13 protein-coding genes are annotated in these 21,389 nt (G+C 44.7%); 5 read left to right on the top strand and 8 right to left on the bottom strand.

Translation table 11 applies throughout. From position 1 onward, the window contains the following. Positions 1-4 precede the first annotated feature (4 nt). From KYS23_RS10100 to grpE, 6 genes are all read right to left on the bottom strand, one after another. Positions 5-1,897, bottom strand: a complete 1,893-nt coding sequence (locus KYS23_RS10100; protein WP_218397115.1) for a propionyl-CoA synthetase — start codon at positions 1,895-1,897, stop codon at positions 5-7. A 199-nt stretch (positions 1,898-2,096) separates the two neighbouring features. Beyond that, positions 2,097-4,652 carry a GGDEF domain-containing phosphodiesterase gene (locus tag KYS23_RS10095; RefSeq protein WP_218418505.1) on the bottom strand — a complete coding sequence of 852 codons (2,556 nt, stop codon included), beginning with the start codon at positions 4,650-4,652 and terminating at the stop codon, positions 2,097-2,099. Positions 4,653-4,941: 289 nt separating this feature from the next. Beyond that, entirely contained in the window at positions 4,942-5,442 is a 501-nt protein-coding gene (locus KYS23_RS10090) for a c-type cytochrome (RefSeq protein WP_218397118.1), read from the bottom strand. A gap of 154 nt (positions 5,443-5,596) precedes the next feature. After that, on the bottom strand, positions 5,597-6,733 hold the full coding sequence (gene dnaJ, locus KYS23_RS10085; RefSeq protein ID WP_159531241.1) for a molecular chaperone DnaJ: 1,137 nt from the start codon (positions 6,731-6,733) through the stop codon (positions 5,597-5,599). A 177-nt stretch (positions 6,734-6,910) separates the two neighbouring features. After that, complete coding sequence (gene dnaK / locus KYS23_RS10080) at positions 6,911-8,845, bottom strand: molecular chaperone DnaK (protein ID WP_159531243.1); 1,935 nt, start codon at positions 8,843-8,845, stop codon at positions 6,911-6,913. Between the two features lie 117 nt (positions 8,846-8,962). Then, on the bottom strand, positions 8,963-9,583 hold the full coding sequence (grpE, locus tag KYS23_RS10075) for a nucleotide exchange factor GrpE (RefSeq protein WP_159531245.1): 621 nt from the start codon (positions 9,581-9,583) through the stop codon (positions 8,963-8,965). A gap of 239 nt (positions 9,584-9,822) precedes the next feature. Here grpE and KYS23_RS10070 point away from each other — a divergent pair, with 239 nt between their 5' ends. After that, positions 9,823-13,311 (top strand): hybrid sensor histidine kinase/response regulator, encoded by a 3,489-nt coding sequence (locus KYS23_RS10070; RefSeq protein WP_159531247.1) that lies wholly within the window; start codon positions 9,823-9,825, stop codon positions 13,309-13,311. A gap of 118 nt (positions 13,312-13,429) precedes the next feature. Here KYS23_RS10070 and KYS23_RS10065 read toward each other — a convergent pair whose 3' ends face one another. Together KYS23_RS10065 and KYS23_RS10060 are read right to left on the bottom strand one after the other, a co-directional pair. Further along, entirely contained in the window at positions 13,430-14,068 is a 639-nt protein-coding gene (locus tag KYS23_RS10065; RefSeq protein WP_159531249.1) for a response regulator, read from the bottom strand. 207 nt (positions 14,069-14,275) lie between these two features. After that, complete coding sequence (locus KYS23_RS10060) at positions 14,276-16,570, bottom strand: TonB-dependent receptor (RefSeq protein WP_218418504.1); 2,295 nt, start codon at positions 16,568-16,570, stop codon at positions 14,276-14,278. A gap of 274 nt (positions 16,571-16,844) precedes the next feature. Between KYS23_RS10060 and KYS23_RS10055 the strand changes: the two genes are divergently transcribed. The 4 genes from KYS23_RS10055 (at position 16,845) to KYS23_RS10040 (ending at position 21,381) form a co-directional block, all read left to right on the top strand. After that, positions 16,845-18,140 carry a GntP family permease gene (locus KYS23_RS10055; RefSeq protein ID WP_218397144.1) on the top strand — a complete coding sequence of 432 codons (1,296 nt, stop codon included), beginning with the start codon at positions 16,845-16,847 and terminating at the stop codon, positions 18,138-18,140. A gap of 12 nt (positions 18,141-18,152) precedes the next feature. After that, a complete protein-coding gene (locus KYS23_RS10050) occupies positions 18,153-19,490 on the top strand; it encodes an E22 family MetX-like putative esterase (RefSeq protein WP_246604343.1) in 1,338 nt (445 codons plus the stop codon). A 72-nt stretch (positions 19,491-19,562) separates the two neighbouring features. Further along, complete coding sequence (locus KYS23_RS10045) at positions 19,563-20,621, top strand: extracellular catalytic domain type 2 short-chain-length polyhydroxyalkanoate depolymerase (RefSeq protein WP_218418503.1); 1,059 nt, start codon at positions 19,563-19,565, stop codon at positions 20,619-20,621. Next, positions 20,614-21,381 (top strand): 3-hydroxybutyrate dehydrogenase, encoded by a 768-nt coding sequence (locus KYS23_RS10040; RefSeq protein WP_159531257.1) that lies wholly within the window; start codon positions 20,614-20,616, stop codon positions 21,379-21,381. Before KYS23_RS10045 ends, KYS23_RS10040 begins: the two co-directional genes overlap by 8 nt. Positions 21,382-21,389: the final 8 nt, after the last annotated feature.

Below are 21,389 nucleotides of genomic sequence, written 5' to 3'. Positions count from 1 at the left end.
AGGCTTAGCGTTCAACTAAGCCTTTGTGTTTCATTAAATCGGCAATCTCTGTCACACTGGCTGGGTCGTCAATGGTAGACGGTATATTGATTGGCTCATCAGCCGCGATTTGCCTTAACAGTTTACGCAATATTTTCCCTGAACGTGTTTTTGGCAAGCGGCTCACAATAATGGCACGCTTGAAGCTGGCTACCGGGCCTATCGTATTTCGTACTTTAGCAATGAGCTCTTGCTCAAAGGCCGCTTCTTCTACTTCAACGCCATCTTTAAGTAAGACTAAGCCTACTGGAATCTGCCCTTTTAGCGCGTCAGCCACTCCAATAACACTGCACTCAGCCACCGCATGGTGTGAAGCCAGTACTTCTTCCATTTCCCCAGTTGATAATCGATGCCCCGCCACATTGATGACATCGTCGGTTCTGCCCATAATGAACACAAACCCTTCTTCATCTATGTACCCATTATCACCCGTGCTGTAATAACCTTCGAATTCCTGCAAATACCCTTGGGTGAAACGCTTATGGTCTCGCCAGATAGTCGTTAAACACCCGGGAGGCAACGGCAAAGAAATGGCTATTGCCCCTTTTTTACCTACGGAGACTTGCTCCCCACTTGAACCGAGCACTTTTACGTTAAAGCCGGGGGTTGGTACGCTAGATGAACCAGGTTTAGTGCTCAAAGGTTCTATGCCAATGGGATTAGAACAAATGGGCCATCCGGTTTCGGTTTGCCACCAATGATCAACCACCGGCTTACCGGTTTTTTCCACAGTCCAATGATATGTTGGCGGATCTAATCGTTCTCCTGCCATAAAAATAGTACGCAAGCTACTTAGGTCATAACGGCCGATGCAACTAGCTTCAGGGTCTTCTTTTCTAATCGCTCTGAATGCCGTTGGCGCTGCAAACAGTACACTTATTTTATGCTGCTCTACCATACGCCAGAATGCGCCAGCATCTGGTGTACCTACGGGCTTGCCTTCAAACATGACAGTAGTAGCCCCCTTTATTAGGGGTCCATAAACAATGTAAGAGTGCCCTACTACCCAGCCCACATCAGATGCTGCCCAAAAAACATCACCTTGATCTATTCCGTAAATGGCTTGCATAGAATAATTAAGTGCTACCGCATGACCACCATTGTCACGAACAACCCCTTTGGGTTTGCCCGTTGTGCCAGAGGTATACAAAATATAAAGGGGGTCGGTAGCATCTACGGCTGTGCATTCTACTGGCTCGCTGGCTTGACACAATGCTTGCCAATCGTGGTCAAAATCATCAACAAGAGAAGCGGCAAGCTGTTTGCGTTGATAAACAACGCAGCCTACCGGTTTGTGGTGAGCAAGGGCAATAGCGTCGTCAACCATGGGTTTGTAAGGCAGTAGTTTTTTACCTTCTATTCCGCACGACGCCGTAATAATGAGTGCAGGTTCGGCATCATCAATTCTGACCGCTAATTCACTGGCGGCGAAGCCACCAAATACCACCGAGTGAATTGCGCCAATTCTTGCAACCGCTAACATTGCTACCGCCGCTTGAGGGATCATAGGCATATACACAATAACGGTATCGCCTTTCGTCACACCAAGGCTAGTGAGTGCGCCCGCTAACGTAGCCACCTCATTGAGTAGGGTATTGTAGGTCCAGGTTTCTTGCGTGTTGGTAACAGGGGAATCGTAAATTAGTGCCGCGCTCTCACCGCGGCCAGCGTTTACATGGTGATCTAATGCCAAATAACTAGTATTAAGCTTTCCCCCTTTAAACCACTGAGGATAGCCGTTTGTATCTTCGCTAATTGCTGTTTTAGGGGGAGTAAACCAGTCGAGATACTGTGCTTTATCTAGCCAAAATGCTTCTGGGTTATCAATTGACGCCTGATATTCTTGATGATAATTCATGACCGTTTCCGCAGTAAAGTATTACTTTACCCTACTTCATAAACATGAATTTATCGTATAAGACTTCAGGCTTACGTTAATTAAGCTACTGTATTCACTGAAATTATTTATTAAACCTTTGTGCTATCAGCATCGTCAATTTGGTGTTAGTGAATATAAACACGGGGCTTAATGTGGTTCGCTTTACCCAATAGTCACGCTATTTCACTGGTAATTTTGCACGCCAATCTCTGACATTAAGAGGCCTGTCTAGAAAGTACCCTTGAAAAACATGACAACCACGCTTCTTTGCATCGTCAAATTGCGTGGTATTTTCTATTCCTTCTGCCACAGTTCTTAGCTCGAATATATTTGCGATATCGAAAATACTGTTTAATAGTGGGCTTTGCGCCCCCTTCCCATCCTCTTCATCAATAAAGTGCCTATCAAGTTTTACTTCTTTTATGCAAAGGTCGCGAAGGTAACTTAAATTCAAATTACCACTACCAAAATGATCTATGGAAAAAGATACCCCTTTCTCTGATAGCTCTTTCATTGAGTTACGTACCAAAGCAAAACTTCCGATAAGTTCGGCCTCTCTAAGTTCAATGGTGAGGCTCCCCGTAGGAATATTCCAATGAGCAATCACTGCGAGCATTTTTTCGCTAAAGTCGGCTCTAGCCATATGTTTGGCACTAATATTAATTGAGAGCCGTGTTCTCAAACCGCTTTTATTACACTCGTATAATAGCTTTCCGCATTCATTCATCACCCATTGGCCAATTTCTACTATTGCATCAGTCTCTTCAGCAATAGGAATAAACTCAGCGGGGGTAATTAAGCCTAATTGGGGGTGCTGCCAACGAACTAACGCCTCGGCACACACCATACTGCCATCGCCCTCATATTGGGGTTGCAACTCAATGAAGAGTTCATGATTACTGACAGCAGCACCAAGGGATTGTCGAATAAAATTGTATCGGTCATAACCCACACTAGAAGCACTATGAAAAACCACTGGTGTATTTACTTGGTCTGCGCTCAGTTGGTTATACCCTTGGGAAAGCATATGCCTGACTTTCGTCACGCTTGCCTCCATGCCCTTAAGCTGGCAAATGGTCACTACGGCATAAATTTTATGCGGGCTATTGTGCAAGGTGATATCGCTACACACTTCATCGGTAAATTGCTGTTTAACTGCATCAATAGCGTGGCGAGCTTCTTTATCTTCCTCGGTAATGACGTCTTCGTATAACAAATAAAAGTTGCTTTCTGCGCCTCTGTAAATAGAGAAGGGTTTAGAAAATGTTCGGGTGAGCCTAGAGGCAAGAATACGCATAACATAATCGGCGGTAGGCTGGCCAAACGCCTGCTTATACTGACTTATATTGTCGATAGAAATTTGCGCACAATAGATATCAGCATAGGTTACTCCCGCTTTTCGAATTACACACTTCAACCCCTTTTCGAACAGTTTAGTGTTTGGCAGTTGGGTGATATTGTCATAGAAAGCCGCTTGATAAACTTGGTCTGCCAATTGTTTTCGAACACTCATATCTCGAAATACCACCACTATCCGTTTCTGCATATCGAAATGAAAAGAAGATAGTGAAATATCAACAGGGATCAGGCCACCATTTTTATGGCTAACAAAGTGGTGTTCCACGGAAGCTTTAGTGGTTTTCCTCCCTCCTTTCATGAAAGTTTTCAGGTGATCTTTAGTATTTTGTGATTCAACTTTAGGCACCAATATACAGATATCTTGCCCTATTAGTTCATCAGCATCGTAACCTAGCACATGCTCAACCGTGTTGTTTGCCGTGATCACTGTGCCTTCTTCATCAATCGTCACTAGCGCATCTGCAATACTGTCCAAAATAGTAGAAAGGTATTCCGTGTAGTTGTGTTGGGTATCCGATAAGCGTTTATGTTCTGTTATATCCTGTACAGAACCATAAATTCTATACACATTGTCTTGATGCTTTTGAGTACCATCCGACTGAGGTGTACCCGTCATTTTTAGCCAGCGCCGATAACCTTCAGCATTGATGTACTCTACTTCTAATGCAAAAGTAGAGAGTGACTTAATTGCCGCTTTCATCTCCATGGCAATTTTTTCGCGGCTATCTTGTGGGAAGTTGGCTAACGCTCGCTCTACCGTGATATCTCTTCCAGGCGTAACACCGAACAATAAGTAGGTTTCTCTTGTCCACGCGACAACCCCAGCATGTAAATCGAGCTCCCAGCCACCAACATGAGAGATACGCCCTATTTCATTGAGTAACTGAATCTTTTCGGCGAGCTTGTCGGTAAAGGGATGCTGAATAAGTTTATATTGAAGACTTAGTTCTATTTGCTGGCGGGCGATACTGGCGTAATGCTTTTGTTGATTCGTTAATTGGTGACATGGGAGCACAATAAAAACAGCACCAATAATATTACCTTGAAAATCTTTTATCCCACCGACAATCACGTTTTGGTTGACACATTTTTTTAGCGCCTCTGGCCATTCAAAATCACTGCCCGGTAAAGTGGCACTCATTTCTGTCATTGATAATAGGAGTTGAGCATGCTTGGGCATGACCAGTGTTTGTTTCTTTGAATCGGCATTATTATCATCGCAGAATAGAATATCCACGCGACTGGCGGTAGGAGGTAATGAAACGAGCAAGACTGCGGTAGCTTCCGTATTTACTCTGGCTTCACTCAACCGCGAGGTAACTTCTGGCAAACTACTATCTTGTAAAGAGCCCAACAATCCGTCGTGAAGCTGCATTATAGGTGAACTCCAATCCATCTCAAGATGGTTATAGTACGATCATTTATCGTTGAATATTGGCTTAATGTCTTTCATTGCTTACGCAAAACTGTGATCACTATTTAACCAACAATAGTGAGTTTTTATTACTTTTTCCAGCACATTTGCAATAAGAAATGAGTAATCACCTGACATATAATAAGAATTTATGCGCCAGTATAAATAAGTCGTATATTTAAAGTGATAAACATGAGGGAATATGAATAACAGCGCACGAAAGCTCATGCGCTGCGAATGACTCAAAGGGTTAGTCTTTTTTGTAGTCGTCGTGACAAGACTTGCAGCTTGCACCTATTTTGCCAATCGCGCCGCGATAAGCACCTTCATCCCCTGCTTTTACTGCCGCTTGTAAGCCCATAGAGGCTTCTTTTAAAGCAGCAATCTTGGTTTCTACGTCCGGGAAGTTTTCCCATAACGCGTCTTTAGCACCTGTCTCGACGTTGAATTTACGTGTATCGACTGACAAGTAATCACTCATCATATCTGCAAGTTGTTCCAAACGTACGCCATTGGTCATCATCACAGACTCGTCAAAAGGTAGCGCACCTTTCGCCATGCCGCCCAACGGTCCCATATTGCTGCGTATCAATTGGAACATTGCTTGGCGGTATTGCGTCGCCGCTTTTGCGTGCTTTTCTGACGAGGCTTCTGATGTTTCCGTCGCCGCAATGGCACCACCAGCTAAAACGGTTGCTAACGTTGCGGTAGCTAACGTGGTCTTTATTATCTTTCCTAGATTCTTGCTCATAGTTATCGCCATGCCTGTTCGTTGTGTTGGTCTGGTTTCTATCCTGACGAATACCCACCTTTTGCGCAAGGTTTTAGCATGTAAATTTTGTATTTTTCCGATGTTTAGGACAAAAAAAAGCCCTCCTAAGAGGGCTTTTTTAATGCGATACAATTTAGTTAGTTAAATCATCGAAAAACTTTTTCACACCGTCAAAGAAGCCTTGTGCTTTTGGACTGTGTTTACTTGATGCTTTACCCATCGATTCTTCTAATTCTTGCAGCAATTCTTTTTGACGTGATGATAAGCTAACCGGTGTTTCCACCACGACTTTACACATCAAATCGCCAACCGCGCCACTTCGAACCGATTTAACGCCTTTACCACGTAAACGGAACATACGTCCTGTCTGGGTTTCAGGGCTAATCTTAAGTTTCACTTTGCCATCGAGCGTAGGTACTTCTAGCTCGCCACCTAGCGCTGCTGTTGTGAAACTTAATGGTACTTCACAGTACAAGTTGTTGCCGTCACGCTGGAATATTTTGTGTTCACGCACATGTACTTGAACATACAAGTCACCTGCCGGTGCACCATTCTCTCCTGCTTCGCCTTCGCCAGATAAACGAATACGATCGCCGGTATCAACACCAGATGGGATCTTAACATTAAGGGTTTTGGTTTTTTCTTTACGACCATGGCCATGACAGCTATTACATGGATCTTCAATAATCTTGCCTTTGCCTGAACAGGTTGGGCAAGTTTGTTGAACCGCAAAAAAGCCTTGGCGCATTTGCACCTGACCGTTTCCATGACAGGTTGGGCACGTTTTGGGCGTAGAGCCTTTCTTCGCACCAGAACCGTCACACACTTCACATTCAACCAATGTAGGCACGCGAATATCAACGCTTTTGCCACGTACCGCTTCTTCAAGCGAGAGTTCTAGGTTGTAACGAAGGTCTGAGCCCTGACGAGCACGTGATTGACGACCGCCGCGAGCACCGCCGCCACCGAAAATATCACCAAATACATCACCGAAGATATCACCGAAGTCGCCACCACCACCAAAGCCAGCGCCACCGCGATTAGGATCTACACCAGCGTGGCCATACTGATCGTAAGCGGCACGCTTTTGCGCATCGTTTAATACTTCGTAGGCTTCCTGGATTTCCTTGAATTTAACTTCAAGGGCTTTATCGCCCTGTGTACGGTCTGGGTGATATTTCATCGCTAGCTTTTTATACGCTTTTTTGATTTCGCGTTCGCCAGCGCCTTTATCTACCCCAAGCACTTCGTAGTAGTCACGTTTCGACATAGTGTTTACTTATCCTACCTATTATTATCACAAGCACGTTGTTCGAGCACATTATCGCCCTTGTGAAACTACATTTATTATCGTGTTTTATTACACGACAAAGGCGCAACAAGTGAACCTGATGCGCCTTAACTGCTAAAGTTTGCCCGGCTTACCGGGCATATCGCAACAGTTTGCTTACTTTTTATCTTCGTCTTTGACTTCTTCAAACTCAGCGTCAACAACGTCTTCATCAGCTTGACCAGTTGCTTGTTGCTCAGCACCTTCAGCGCCCGCTTCACCGGCCGCGCCTGCTTGCTGTGCTTGAGCCGCTTCCATCAACTTGCTAGACGCTTGAATGAGTTCTTGCGTTTTCGCTTCGATGTCTGCTTTGTCTTCGCCTTTAACCGCTGTTTCTAGCGCGCTAACAGCTTCTTCGATTGGCGCTTTATCTTCTGCACTTAGTGCATCACCAACTTCTTCAAGTTGCTTGCGAGTAGCGTGGATCATGCCATCAGCTTGGTTACGTGCTTGAATGAGTTCTTCAAACTTAGCATCAGCTTCTTTGTTAGCTTCTGCATCAGCAACCATCTTCTCGACTTCTTCATCACTTAAGCCTGAAGACGCTTTAATTGTGATCTTCTGCTCTTTACCTGTGTCTTTATCTTTCGCAGACACATGTAAGATACCATCCGCATCCAAGTCGAAAGTTACTTCGATTTGAGGGGTACCACGTGAAGCTGGACGAATACCTTCAAGGTTGAACTGACCTAGTGATTTATTACCGCTAGATTGCTTACGCTCACCTTGTAGCACGTGTACTGTTACCGCAGACTGGTTATCTTCAGCAGTAGAGAAAGTTTGCGACTTCTTCGTTGGAATAGTCGTGTTCTTCTCAATTAGTGCTGTCATCACGCCGCCCATGGTTTCGATACCAAGAGACAAGGGCGTTACGTCAAGAAGTAGTACGTCTTTAACGTCACCAGAAAGTACACCACCTTGAATTGCTGCACCTACTGCTACGGCTTCATCAGGGTTAACGTCTTTACGTGGCTCTTTACCGAAAAATTCAGTAACTAGCTTCTGTACCAATGGCATACGTGTTTGACCACCTACCAAGATAATATCTTGGATATCACCTACTGATAGATCAGAGTCTGCCAACGCTTGCTTAAGCGGGTTAAGGGTATTCTTGACAAGCTCTTCAACCAAAGACTCAAGTTTTGCACGCGTTAGTTTAATCGCTAAGTGCTTAGGACCTGAACCGTCTGCTGTGATGTACGGTAGGTTAACTTCCGTTTGCTGTGAAGAAGAAAGCTCAATTTTCGCTTTCTCACCGGCTTCTTTAAGACGCTGCATAGCAAGCGGATCTTTACGTAAGTCGATGCCTTGGTCTTTCTTGAATTCGTCAACAAGGTAGTTAATTACACGGTTATCGAAATCTTCACCACCAAGGTGAGTATCACCATTAGTTGCTAGTACTTCAAACGTGTGCTCGCCGTCTACTTCATCAATTTCGATTATAGAGATATCGAACGTACCGCCACCAAGGTCGTATACCGCAACCACGTTATCGCCTTGCTTTTTGTCCATACCGTACGCTAACGCAGCCGCAGTTGGCTCGTTGATAATACGTTTAACTTCTAGACCAGCAATACGACCCGCATCTTTCGTTGCTTGACGCTGTGAATCGTTAAAGTAAGCAGGGACAGTAATTACTGCGCCAGTTACTTCTTCGCCAAGATAATCTTCAGCGGTTTTCTTCATTTTCTTAAGTACTTCAGCAGAAACTTGAGGAGGCGCCATTTTCTCGCCTTTCGCTTCTACCCATGCATCACCGTTGTCTGCACCTACAATTTTGTAAGGCATGATGTCGATGTCGCGTTGTACTTCTTTATCTTGAAAACGACGACCAATTAAACGTTTAATCGCGAAAAGCGTGTTTTCAGGATTTGTTACCGCTTGGCGCTTAGCAGATTGACCTACTAAAGTTTCGCCGTCGTTTGTGTAAGCAATGATTGATGGCGTTGTACGATCGCCTTCCGCGTTTTCAAGTACGCGAGGTTTGTCGCCGTCTAGCACTGCGACACATGAATTCGTTGTACCTAAATCGATACCAATGATTCTACCCATTACGTGTCTCCAAAAATTTATTTAATCTACAATTTTAGTGGGGTTATTCCGCACTATTTTCAATAGTTGTCAGTAAAAAAACTGACATTTTTGTGTAATTTATGCCGCAAGACGTATTTACGCTTGCGTATCTACACCACCGCTAGGCGCTCTCGAAACCATAACCATGGCTGGGCGCAACAAACGGCCATTAATTTGATACCCTTTTTGCATAACCGCCATTACCGTATTCGGTGCGTGGTCTGCACTTTCTTGCATAGACATAGCTTGGTGCAAGTCAGGGTTAAAGGTTTCACCCTGCGGATCAATAAGGCTCAATCCAAATTTCTCAATAGTGCTTAAGAAACTTTTATGCGTCATTTCTACACCTTCAAGCAACGGCTTAACCGCTTCGTTCTCGCCATCGGTTAATTCGATAGCGCGCTCAAGGTTATCAACAACAGGAAGAAGCTCACCCGCAAAACGCTCTAATGCGAACTTACGTGCTTTTTCTACTTCCATTTCAGCGCGGCGACGGGCGTTTTCCACATCAGCACGGGCACGTAATACGCTATCTTGCTGTTCTTTAATGGTTGCCTGTGCTTCTGAAAGTGCTGTTTCCAGTTCATAGATGCGCTGCGTTGCATCTGATTCAGCTTCTGGTGAAGATTGCTCTTCTTGTATCACTTCAGCATTTTGTACGGTTTCGTCTACGCCAGAAACTTCTTGCTCTGCCTGCACGTCGCGGTTATCGCTCATGCTTTCCTCCAAACGTTAATGTCTATACTGCATAAACCCATGAATGACTCGTACTCAATCATAGGCAATGTCTATGTTGGGATTAATTATGGGGCTGCTTTAACCGCCTTCAAGGGTAACCACACTATTTTTATGGTTTGTTTTTGCGTTTTTTTAAATAGATCAATAAATGCGAGCTGCACACCCACACCTTGTAAAAAACATGTTAACTTTAATACGTATTGTATTAGGGAATTTTGATGCTCAGTATTTGGACCGTTGGAACGGTAGTTGCCCTTTATTTGCTCGCATTATTTGCCATTGCCTTTTGGGGCGATAAGCGGCTACGCGATAATCAACAGCACCCTATTTTATACAGCTTGGGATTAGGGGTTCACTGCACATCGTGGGCGTTCTTTGGCACCACATCTCAAGCGGCTGAATACGGTTGGGCCGTCATACCTACTTATATGGGTATTATCCTTACCATGGCGTTTGCTTTTCCCGTGGTACTGCACATTAGCCGGTTATGTCAGCAACACAATATCAGCTCGTTGGCCGATTTAATTGGCCTTAAATATCAACACTCTCACCTTATTGCCGCGTTAATCACCTTGCTGTGCTTTATTGGTGTAATTCCTTATATCGCCTTGCAGCTAGACGCTATCACAAAAAGCATCAACCTCATTACACCCGATACTCAGCATTCAACGCAAAACGTAAGTTTATATGTGGCGGGGCTAATGGCTATTTTTGCCATTGTATTTGGTACACGCACGCTCAACCTTACCGACAAGCACCCAGGTTTGCTGCTTAGCATTGCCTTTGAATCGGTGGTGAAGCTTGTTGCACTTTGGGTGGTGGGCATATTTGTTTGTTTTTACGTGTTTGATGGCGTGCTTGATTTAGTCACACAAGCCGCCAGTAGCGACGCGGCGCGCAGTGTTATTTATGCCGACAGGGCACCATGGGTGTATTTATCGCACGTACTTTTAGGTGTGTGTTCTATGTTTGTATTACCGCGCCAATTTCACATGAACTTCGTTGAATTAAACGGCGAAGGAGAATTAAGAACCGCTCGCTGGCTATTTCCCCTGTACCTATTGGGTATGACGGTGTTTCTTATTCCCTTGGCATTGGCTGGTAAAGTGTTACTGCCGCAAAGCGTCAATTCCGATGCGTATGTATTAGCCCTTCCTCTGTATGCAGAAAATATGTCTGTTTCTATTATTGCTTTTATTGGTGGCCTATCGGCTACTACCAGCATGGTCATTGTTGCAACGCTTGCCCTTGGCATCATGATAGCCAACAACTTAGTTACTCCGTTGTGGCTGAAGCTACGTTTGCGCGCTGAACCCAATCACACTATGCAACCCAGTAAAATTTTAACTATCCGGCGCCTTACCGTATTGGTGGTGTTGTCAGTGGCACTTTGGTATCACTTAAATGTTAGCCAATCAGCTCCCTTAGTAAAAAGCGGTATTATTGCGATTGCCTTACTAGGCCAGTGCTTTCCTGTGCTTATGTTCGGTATTTATTGGCAACGAAGTACCAAATCTGCCGCCGTATGCGCGTTGCTAGCCGGCTTTAGCTTTTGGGTAATGTACTTGCTGTACCCCAGCATAATGTCGAGCTATTACTTTAATAGCCCACCTTCTGATGCCGAGCTAGGAATAGGGTTTGCTTATTCTCTATTAGCGAACTGCGTCACCTTTATTGTGGTTTCTTATATTACGTTCAAACGCCCGCTTCATGGCATTGAACACGAAACGCTTGCATCACCTGCTTTTGCTATTCGCATTAAAGATTTAACGGCGTTAACGAAGCGCGTGCTAGACCCCAATGTTCATCAAGCTTTAGTAAATCAACTTTCTGTGAATATCTCCGATGCTAATGATGCCAATTCTGGTTACGCAAACCATACCCTTCTGCAGCGCACAGAAAAATTGCTCAGCGCTCAAGTGGGTACGCCAAGTGCGCGCATATTGCTAGGCGCTATTACCGAAACTAAAAACGAGACCTTGCCTGAATTAGTAGATTGGGTAGAAGAAGCGTCGCAATCTTTTCAGTTTAATCATGAGGTACTGCAATCGTCGGTACAAAATATTGAGCAAGGCATTAGCGTATTAGATGAAAAGCTGCAGTTATTAGCGTGGAATGAGCGCTATATTGAAATGTTCGACTACCCTCGGGCTTTCCTTAAAACCGGTATGTCGATTGAAAGTATTCTTTCTTACAACGCTAAACGAGGACTATTCGGTAACGCCACGCTAAGCAACGAAGAAATTAATAAACGTATTGTTTATATGAAAGAAGGCAGCCGGTATAAGTACGTACGAAAACAACCTGACGGAAAAGTGATTGAGCTAAACGGCTCACCACTTCCAGGGGGCGGATATGTAACAACCTACAGTGATATAACAGAATACATTGCCATTCAAGAAGCCCTTGAGCGCGCTAAATTTGACTTAGAAGGCCGCGTAGCTGCCCGCACTGAAGAGCTGCAGCATGCAAAACTTGAAGCCGACAGGGCAAATGAAAGTAAAACTAAATTTTTAGCCGCAGCTGGGCACGATCTCATGCAACCCTTTAATGCCGCTACCTTATTCGCCGCCATGCTGGCTCAAAAAACCAAAGGTGGTGAATTAGCCACACTTTCAGAGGGGGTGGTAAGCTCACTTAATAGTGCAGAAAGCCTGCTAACTATGTTACTAGATATGACCAAGTTGGAGTCGGGCAAGCTGGCTCCACAAACAAGCGATTTTGCACTTGATGATATGTTAGCGCCACTCGTTCAAGAGTTTAGTGTAATAGCAGCATCTAAAGGCTTAACCTTGCGTTATGTACCCACCCTACTCGTTATTCATTCCGATAAAAACTTGTTACGCCGTATTGTACAAAACTTATTATCGAATGCGATACGCTATACTGCTGCCGGCAAGGTGCTGATTGGGGTAAGGCGCAAGTACATGCCATCAGGCTTTCAGTTAAATTCGGGATCAAATGCGCCGCTAGTTGATATTTGTGTTTACGACACAGGAGCTGGTATTCCTAGCCACCAGCAAAGTGAAATTTTCAATGAATTCCATCAATTAGACGAAAAACAAAACGCCCAAGGTTTGGGATTAGGGTTAACTATCGTAGAGCGCATAGGCCGGTTGCTACACCACCCTATTTCACTGGTATCCACAGTAAACAAGGGCAGCAAATTTAGTGTGTCTGTACCTTGCGCTGAAATTTCAGCTAGCAACGGGCACTTAGACATGAAAAGCGCGGGCGTTGCACATGCCGAAACGGCAGAGCCTCAATCAAACTCAACCAGTGACGACATAAAGCTAAGCGCAGCGACAACCCACTCGATGCCAATTAAGCCGTTTTTGGCCGGCAGGCGAATACTACTGATAGAAAATGATGCACAAATAGCCCAAGCCATGGTGGTTTTACTTTCTGATTGGGGCGCAGTAGTGCTAGTTGCCGAGAATACCAATGAATCGATACAAACATGTCCTACACCACCGGACTTGCTTCTTGTTGATTATCATTTAGATGCAGGTGAAACCGGTACGCAAGCTGTTTCTCAATTACAAGCTATTTGGGGGCGCAAGGTATCGGGGGTTTTAATTACTGCAAACAGAAGTGAGGGGATTAGGGATGCTGCTAGCGACTTAGGGCTTTATTATTTACCCAAGCCTGTTAAACCTTTAGCCCTTAAGCGCTTGCTTAAAAATGAATTGAAACGTAATGATTAGGCAAATGAGCAGATGAACAATATAAATGGTTATGCTTCATTAACAGGTTATGCTTATTAATGCGTGAGTTTGTTTGATGCGTTAGTTAAAATCGGCTTGTTTAATTAATAGCTTAGACCTATTCGTGTACAGCCATAGCATGTTTAAACGCAATACCTGCTTTCGTTCGATTAATAACCTTCAACTTTCTTAATACTGCTGAAACGTGCTGCTTTACGGTAGACTCGGAGATATCCAGTTCATAGGCAATTTGCTTGTTTAACAGCCCATCCGCTACCATCCGCAGCACTTTTAATTGGTGAGGCGTGAGCATGGCTAGCTTAACGCTAAAATCGTCAACTTCAATGTTATCTTTAGTAAGATTCACTACCGACTCAGGAAGCCATTGCTCGCCCTCTAGTACACGTTCAACCGCCTCAGCTATACATTCAATGGATGCCGATTTAGGAATGAAACCGCACGCACCTAAAGAAAGTGCCTTGCGAATAAGGTTTACCTCTTCAAATGCCGTCACCATTACCACCAACACATCGGGGAATCGTGCACGCACCTCAGACAACCCTATCAGGCCATCGTTACCCGGCATCTTCACGTCTAAAAATACCAAGTCGATATCTGGGTTAGCTTCAAGCTGACTTAGGGTTTCATTCAGCGTGGATGCTTGCAGTATGTTTGGGCCCACAATATCGCCAAGAGCTTGACACATTGCCGCTCGAAATAAGGGGTGGTCGTCTGCAATAAGTACGCGTATTTTCATTTTAATATCTGCCGCACAATTGTAACAATAATGTTAATCACATAATAACACGATAGTTACAAATACCTAGTATTAAAAGGCGCCTATATAGGGTGTAAAATACGATAACCTAATAAACGTAGCCGCAAATAACAAAGCCGAAACATGATATTCCGGCTTATGTCTGGTCGTTAACTATAACGCTAACCGTTATACTAGTTGTCAATATTAAAAACGATACCCTAGCGTAACGTGAACCGTACGTGGGTCGCCATAATACCCAATTAACGTGGTATCACCACCTAGACCCGGCCCGAAATTACCGTCTTCGTCTCGGGTAACAAAATCATATCCACCCACCAAATATTCTTCGTCGGCAAGGTTTTTCACATGAAGGCCTGCGTACCAGTCGCCCTCTACACTTTCCCATCGCGCACTTAAATTCACCATGCCATAAGCATCTTGTTCAATTAGATCGCTGGTTTCAAACAGCAAGTAGTCATCACGATAGTAGTAGTTGGCATTTAACGTAATATCGCCAAAGCCGGTTTCAAGCAGATAATTAGCACCAATGTTCAATGTATTTTCAGGTGTGCTAGCCAAACCAATGAGAGGGGGTATCGCATTGTTTTTCTTAATTTCAAAGTCGATATACCCGTAAGCCACGTCAAATTGTAAGTTATCCGAGGCTACCCACGTCATTTCAACTTCTGCGCCTTTTGCGGCCGTTTCAGCAGCATTACGCAAACGTTGATCTAGCGCAGTTGGATCGCTTAAATCACCTTCAATACCAATGTATTGTCGGTCTGAATGGTCATACGAAAACAAGGTTACATTCAATCGCAATGCTTCGTTTAAGTCACTTTTCATGCCCACTTCGTAGCTATCAACTACTTCGGGTTCAACCCCGGGCTCGTTTACCGTAGCTCGTGGATTAAAGGTGCCCGATTTAAAGCCTTGCGAATAACTCGCAAAAAACATTGTATCGCGGCTCATTTGGTATTCCACGCCAACTCGCGGCGTAAAGCGTGACCAGCTTTCCACTGCAGGTCCTTCAAATACCCCATCACCGTCACTGTCAGTACCCAGCACTTGAGGCACTAAGTCACCATCAGGGCGAACATACCCATCAATCCAATCGGTATAAGGGTATACGTTGGCGAAGATTAAGCCGTTATTTACGGTTGCCGACTTTTCTTCATCAGTGAAGCGGGCGCCGAGTGAGAGAGAAAGCTTATCGTTGATGTCGTAATTAAATTGCGCATAAGCAGCCCAACTTTCTGAGTTGTTACAGCCGCTTACTTCACGTGTTAAACCTGGCGCGCCTAGCGCTACACCTAACACACCTAAAACCGCATCGAAGTTTCCGCATGACTCACCATCATAAAGATATAAGCCAGATACGAGCGAGTAGCTATTTCCCATGTAATTTAGCTGTAATTCATGGGTGTCATTGCTATCGTCATACTCGGCGGGCACATCAAAGATAGGCAATGCCGTATTATCAAAATCAATATTTGTAGGCGAGTAACTCTCGCGATGTGAGCCTACATATTTAAGTTCTAAATTATCGCTTACATTATATCGGGCTAGCCAGTTATACCCTTCAAGTTCTACTTTATTCCAGGTAGGCAAACTGGTGTACGAATCGAACTTTGAATCAGGCACGGGCGCGTCGGTTAGAATACTGGGGATAAGACGATAGCCACCTTTTGCGTTCGAGGTATCTTCGGTTTTATCCCAGCCGAAACGGAAAAACAAATCATCACTAGCGTGTACTTCTAAGGTAAGACGAGCAGCCCATAAATCTTTGTTATAGTTTTCTTTATCTTGGCCGTCTAATCCACTTACTAAATATTCGCCAAAGCCGTCGCGATTTAAATTAGCGTAACCTACGCCCAAATACACCGTATCTTCTATTAGTGGAATTTGCCCAGTGACCTTAAGATCCCGCTGGCTATAACTACCAAGGGTAGCTTGCACATTTAACTGGGTTTCCCCTGTCATTTCTTTGGTGACATATTTAACTGCCCCACCAATAGTATTTTTGCCATAAAGCGTACCCTGCGGCCCGCGTAGTACTTCAATGCGCTGTACATCTAACAAATCGAGTACCGCACCTTGTGGGCGAGCAATGTATACATCATCAACGTAAATACCTACGCCAGGCTCGTATCCCCAAAGCGGGTCTTGCTGACCTAAGCCACGAATAAACGCGGTTAACGTAGAGTTCGTGCCACGGCTGGTTTGCAATGTAGTGTTCGGCGAGAACTGTTGAACTTCGGTGAGTACGCTTATGCCCTTTTCGGCTAACTCAATAGCACCAATTGAGGTAATAGCGACAGGAGTTTCCTGCAACGATTCAACGGTTTTTCGTGCGGTAACTTCAATACGTTCCAGTTTGCCTTTTTCGTCAGCATCTGCGTCTTGAGCAAACGTAGTGGGTGAAATTAACAGTGCGCTCGCAACAGCTGCTGCACAGATAGAGCGAGGGTAACGCTTCATGTGTGTAGTGAGTGACATAGTGTGTCCTTTTTTAATTCTAAATTATCGTTACTGTCGGATGTAATGCCTGCGGTCGAACTTTACTCTAGGTAATTTTACCCTCGTCGTATGTAGTACCATCGTACTATGGGAATTTAGCGCCACTACCGCCACACTTTAGCCCTAGGACATAACTTCACCAATCAATTATTGATATAAAAAGTTATGACTAAAAGCTACATAAGCGCTATATAAACATAAACTTAACTGTTATGGAGAATCTGCGGTCACAGATTTTTAAGGAAAAATAATGATGTTAAGTATGATTGGTCTGGTAGGCGGACTAGTGCTATTAATAGTGTTAACCATTCGGGGAATGAATCTATTCATTGCAGCCCCTTTGTGTGCACTGGTGGTGGCATTAACCAACGGTATGTCTGTTTTTATTGGTGATGTAAACTTTGTAGAAACCTACATGGGTGGGTTTTCAGGCTTTATCGCCGCATGGTTTTTTATGTTTTTGCTTGGTGCTTTATTTGGCAAATTCATGGAAGACAGTGGCGCTGCCGATTCGGTCTCTCGTTGGATAATACAACGTATAGGTTACAAACAGGCCGTGTTGGCAGTGGTGCTGGCTTGCGCTATTTTAACTTACGGGGGCGTGAGCGTTTTTGTTGTCGCCTTCTCGGTGTACCCCATGGCAGTAAGCTTATTTAAAGACGCTAACTTGCCGCGCCGTTTTATTCCCGCAGCCATGGCCTTTGGTTCTGTCACTTTTACCATGACCTCTGCTGGTTCGCCAGAAATCCAAAACTGGATCCCTATTAAGTACTTGGGCACGTCGCCCTTTGCTGCATGGGAAGTAAGCTTAGTAGTTGCTATTTTCATGGCAGTGCTTGGTTACTGGTGGCTGGCGAAAATGATCCGCAAAGCGATAGCTAATGGCGAGGAGTTTGAAGCGCGTATTACCGACCCTGAAATACGCGAACGAGACTACCCTCACCCGCTCACAGGCATTATTCCATTGCTTGTGGTGCTATGTATTTCCTTCTTTTTACATGAAGCACTAGCGCAACTTGCGCTTATTGTAGCCTTAGGGGGAGGCGTACTTACTTTGCTTGTTATAAACCACGCCCACTTTCACAATTTACAAGCGGCGATAAATACCGGCACCACGGGGGCACTGGTCGCTATTGGTAATACTGCGGCAGTAGTAGGGTTTGGCTCTATAGCCAAAAACACCGAGGCATTTCAGCAAACGGTAACCCTAATGACGCAAATCCCTGGCAACGAGTTAATTGGCGCTGCAATAGCGATTAGCGTAATAGCGGGATTAACCGGCTCGGCTTCAGGAGGCCAAGCCATCGCGCTGCCATTGCTAGCACCGCATTATCTCGACCAAGGCGTGCAGCCAGAACAATTACATCGTATTGTTTCTATCTCTTCAGGTGCGCTAGATTCACTGCCTCATAACGGGTATGTTGTCACCACAATTCGCGCCATATGCCATGAAACTCATAAGGCAGCCTACGGTGCAGTCGCAGCATTAACCGTAGTCGTACCGGTTATAGGGCTAGCCCTTGCCATAGGCCTATTTAGCGTGTTTTAGACAAGGATTTCCATGAAACTAAAAATAGCTTTTCTATATTGTACTTTGCTGGCGTTGCCGATAATTACTACAACAGCGTGTAGTGCTAATGTAGCTAATCCAGCATCAACTGAATCAGCGAAGTCTATTAACACAGTTAATGGGCCGAGTGCAGCTGATACAAGCGCTTTAGATAAAAATAATTTTGATGCAAATGGCATAGAAACTAATCAACCAACGATGATTACGAAGAAAGAAACGTTCTCAATGGAAAGCTTCACCACATTTGGTGGCAAAACCATTAATAACGTGAAAGTGGGTTGGGAAGCCTATGGGCAATTAAATGCAGATAAAAGTAACGTTATTCTTATTACCCACCATTTTTCGGGCACATCCCATGCGGCGGGTGTATATGAAGAAAATGAGGAAAAGACAAGCCCTAACATAGGCTACTGGGATGCATTAATTGGCTCTGGCAAAGCCATCGATACCGATATCTATTACGTTATAAGTGTAGACAGTTTAGTGAATTTAAACGCCTATGATGACCACGTTATTACTACCGGCCCAGCGACTATCAACCCAGAAACCGGTGAGCCTTGGGGGCTAGAATTCCCCGTCGTGACAATCCGCGACTTCGTCAATGTGCAAAAGGCGCTACTTGAAAGCTTGGGCGTTCAGAAACTGCATGCTGTGGTTGGCCCTTCTATGGGGTCGATGCAGGCTATCGACTGGGCTAGTGCTTACCCCGACTGGGTGCCAAGAATGATATCGGTTATTGGCACGGGTGAAAGCGATGCGTGGACAACCGCCGCCCTCTCTCACTGGGCAACGCCTATTCGATTAGATACTAACTGGAAACAAGGTAGTTACGCTCGACTTAACCAACCAACAGAAGGGTTAGTGGCTTCTTTGATGATGATCACCCAACATGCCTTGTACCCTACTTATTTTAATCAGCAAGGTAAAACGCTAGGCTATCAAGCGGTGGAGCAAGCGCCATTAGAGAACATTAATGCTCAGCACTCTATTGTGAAATGGTTGGAAAGCCGTGCTCGTCAGCGCGCTGATAAAATGGATGCAAATCATCTTCTTTATTTAGTTCGCGCCTGCCAATTATTTGTAGCAGGCCATGGGAATAACTTAGAAGAAGGACTTAAGCACATTCAAGCCAAAACCTTGTTCTTGCCGGCATCCACCGACTTGTTACTCATGCCTTATTTAGCAGAATCGGCAGACTATCAACTCAAGCACTTGGGAAAAAACAGCGAACTGGAAACACTGAATGGCCCCTTCGGACACCTTGAAGGCATAGTGAATGTAAAAGCCGAAGGCGAGCGGATTGCCGCGTTTCTTTCCAGCGCTTTATAAAGACTAAAAAGAACCGTTTAAATAAGTGCAATGCTTAGCGGCAAACTAAGCATTTAACTGTAGGAACCTGATATGAAAACAACTTATAAAATAATGGCCAGCTTTTGTGCGCTATACAGTGGCGTAGCGTTGTCCAACGCAGCTAGTTCAGGCAATGGACTACCACCGCTAAGTCTTGATGTAGAGCAAGTTACGGTATCTGGCCTTTCTTCTGGCGGATATATGGCGACGCAATTTCATATTGCACACAGTGATTGGGTAAAAGGCGCAGGCATCATTGCTGCGGGGCCTTATTATTGTGCGCAAAATGATATCACCACTGCATTAAACCAGTGCGTGAATAAGGTAGATACACCAATTAATCTAGATGCACTTTCAAGCGTTGCCATAGACTATACAAACGAAGGCAGCATTGCGCCTTTAACGGGCCTTAAAGATGCCAAAGTATGGTTATTTCACGGCACAAACGACGTGCGTGTAACGGCGCAAGCCAGCGATTTACTGTACCGCCAATACCAAAGTTGGACAGACACTCAAAATATTGTATACGTGAATGACCAAAGCGCAGCACACCACTTCCCTACCTTGAATGAGGGCAGTAATTGCAGCGTTTCAGAAAGCCCTTTTATTGGTAACTGTAATTACGACGCTGCGGGTAATATGTTGAACCACCTGTTGCCCAACTTAACCGCACCCGATGATTCGGTTTCAGGCAAGGTTTACACTATTTCTCAGCAAAAACTTGCGGGCAGCGATGGCGAAACCTTGGCGGAAAAAGGGTTTGTTTTTGTACCCGAAAATTGTGCAGCGGGCGATTCGTGCAGCCTACATATTAGTTTCCATGGCTGCAATCAATATGCCGAAGTGGTTGGCAATAGCTATGTAACCAAAACAGGTATCAACCGATGGGCCGATGATAACAATATCGTTGTGTTGTACCCGCAAACTAAAAAATCGTTATTTATGCCATTAAACCCCCAAGGTTGCTGGGATTGGTGGGGATACACTTCAGATGATTATGCAAATCGAAAAGGCGCGCAAATTTCTGCTGTGGCCAATATGATTAAAGGCATTAACACAGGCGCTATCAATAAACCAACGACGAATACAGGAACTGCAAATAATGACTAAACGAACTGTATTTATAACTGGTGGCGCAAGCGGTATTGGCTTTGGTATAGCACAAGCAATGTCAAAAGCGGGACATCATGTGATTATTGCCGATATTAACGAACAAGCCGCACAGCGTGCTGCGAACGATATTATACGAGAAAACGGCAGTGCCAGCGCTATTGAAGTTGATGTTTGCAATGCACAGCAAGTAGCCGCTTTACCCGACTTGCTCAAAGAGCAAAAAGTAGATGTGTTGATTAACAATGCCGGTATTCAGCATGTCTCACGCATTGAAGATTTCCCACCTGAAAAATGGCAGCAATTAATTAATATTATGCTGGTTGGCCCCGCGCTTTTAACCCAAGCGTTTTTACCTAACATGCGCGAGCAAAACTTTGGGCGAATAATCAACATTGGTTCAATTCACTCACTGGTGGCATCCCCTTATAAATCGGCTTATGTGTCAGCGAAACATGGCCTGCTGGGGTTCGCTAAAACTATCGCCCTTGAAACCGGCGACTGTGATGTCACCATCAACACCCTATGCCCTGCTTATGTAAAAACACCGTTGGTCGAAAAGCAGATTGCCTCTCAGGCCAAAGAAAACAATCTTACAGAAGAGGAAGTAATCAACAAAATAATGCTTGAGCCCATGCCTAAAAAGCAGTTTATTAGCGTAGATGAGTTGTCTGACACAGCGGCATTTTTAATGTCGGATAGTGCACGCAATATTACCGGCCAAACCATGGTACTGGATGGCGGCTGGACAGCCCGATAAACGTTACG

Source organism: Alteromonas lipotrueae, assembly GCF_019249255.1.
Taxonomy (GTDB): Bacteria; Pseudomonadota; Gammaproteobacteria; order Enterobacterales; family Alteromonadaceae; genus Alteromonas; species Alteromonas lipotrueae.
The sequence above is the reverse complement of the archived record's forward strand: the minus strand, read 5'-3'. Positions and strand labels throughout refer to the sequence as shown.